General features: G+C 69.7%; 2 protein-coding genes. One reads left to right on the top strand and one right to left on the bottom strand.

The genetic code is table 11. From position 1 onward, the window contains the following. Positions 1-714, top strand: a 714-nt coding sequence (locus tag BACI9J_RS23270) for an MFS transporter (protein ID WP_159736705.1), incomplete at its 5' end; no start/stop codon positions are given. Between the two features lie 81 nt (positions 715-795). On the opposite strand, the gene BACI9J_RS23275 is transcribed toward BACI9J_RS23270, so the two are convergent. Further along, positions 796-1,300: NADPH-dependent F420 reductase (locus tag BACI9J_RS23275; protein WP_159736706.1), on the bottom strand; the 505-nt coding region annotated here is incomplete at its 5' end.

Consider the following 1,300-nt stretch of genomic DNA (forward strand, 5'->3'; position numbering starts at 1 on the left):
GTCGTCATCGTGTCGTTCGCTGCCGCAGTGGTGCTGCTCATCGCCTTCGCGTTCATCGAACGGCGTGCGTCGTTCCCCTTGGTGCCGCTCGGTGTCCTCCGGCGCTCCAGCGTGTCCTGGGGCAACATCGCCGGGATGCTCGCGTTCGTCACCGAGACCTCGTTGGTCTTCCTGCTGACGCTGTACCTGCAGAAGGTGCTCGGGTACACGCCACTGGCAGCGGGGCTGTCCTTCGCCGTGCTCGGCATCGGGACGGTCCTCGGTGGTCTCGTCGGTCCGCGGGTCATCGGCCGGTTCGGGAACAAGGCGGCCATCGTCGGGGGCTTCGTCGTCCAGGGGATCGCGACGCTCACGCTCGTGCTGATCTCCGACGACGCATCGTCGATCTGGCTGGTCCTCGCAGCCACGTTCGTCGGAGGAGTCGCGAACCTCGTCGTCATCGTCGGGTTCATGGTCACCGCGACGTCCGGGCTCCCGGAAAGCGAGCAGGGCATGGCGACGGGGCTCACGACCATGAGTCAGCAAGTCGGCATCACGATGGGCACCCCGATCATGAGTGCCGTCTTCACGGCAGTGGCCCTCGCGAGCACCGCGCCGCAGGCCGAGGCCGTGCTGACCGGCGTCACGACCGCGATCTGGGTGAACGGCGGGATCTGCATCGCCGCCGCCGTCGCCGTCGCGCTCTTCCTCCGGGGGCGTGTCAAGACCGCCTGATCGGATCAGGCAGGCGGACGGCCTCGCGTGCACCCCCTGTGCGCGAGGCCGCTGCACGGGGTCATGCGCAGGGGCGACGACTCAGAACTGCCGGTTCGCCACATCCGCCCGGTGCGACACCGCCAGGACGTCCCGCAGCCGCTCCGCCGGCAACGGTGCTCCCTGATCCGCCAGGTAGTCCGCCGCGAACCCCTCGGCACTCGCCGCGTAGATCCCCGTGTACGCCCCGGACTCCGGCTCGAAGCGCCACGACTCGGCCAGGGTCCCGGCGTCCACGGTGTCGAATCCGAGCAGCTGCACGGGCTCGGCGACCACGGCCTTTGCCTGCTCGTCGTCGCCCGCGATCGGCAGTGCGGTGCGGGGCGCGGAGTCGGCGAGGTTCGGGATGTGGTGCGCGACGATGTTGTTGAACGCCTTGACGATCCGGGTGCCGGTCAGGAGCGTCTGCTCGCACTCCGCCGTGGTCGTCGCGAGGCTGTCGAGCTGCTCGATCCGCCCGTCGCGACCGGGGTAGTAGTTGCCCGTCGACAGCACGGTCCGCCCGGCGAAGGCATCGAGGTCGGGTGCGAGTGCCGGGTAGGCGGTG

The organism is Arthrobacter sp. 9V, from assembly GCF_902506065.1.
Classification (GTDB): Bacteria; Actinomycetota; Actinomycetes; order Actinomycetales; family Micrococcaceae; genus Arthrobacter.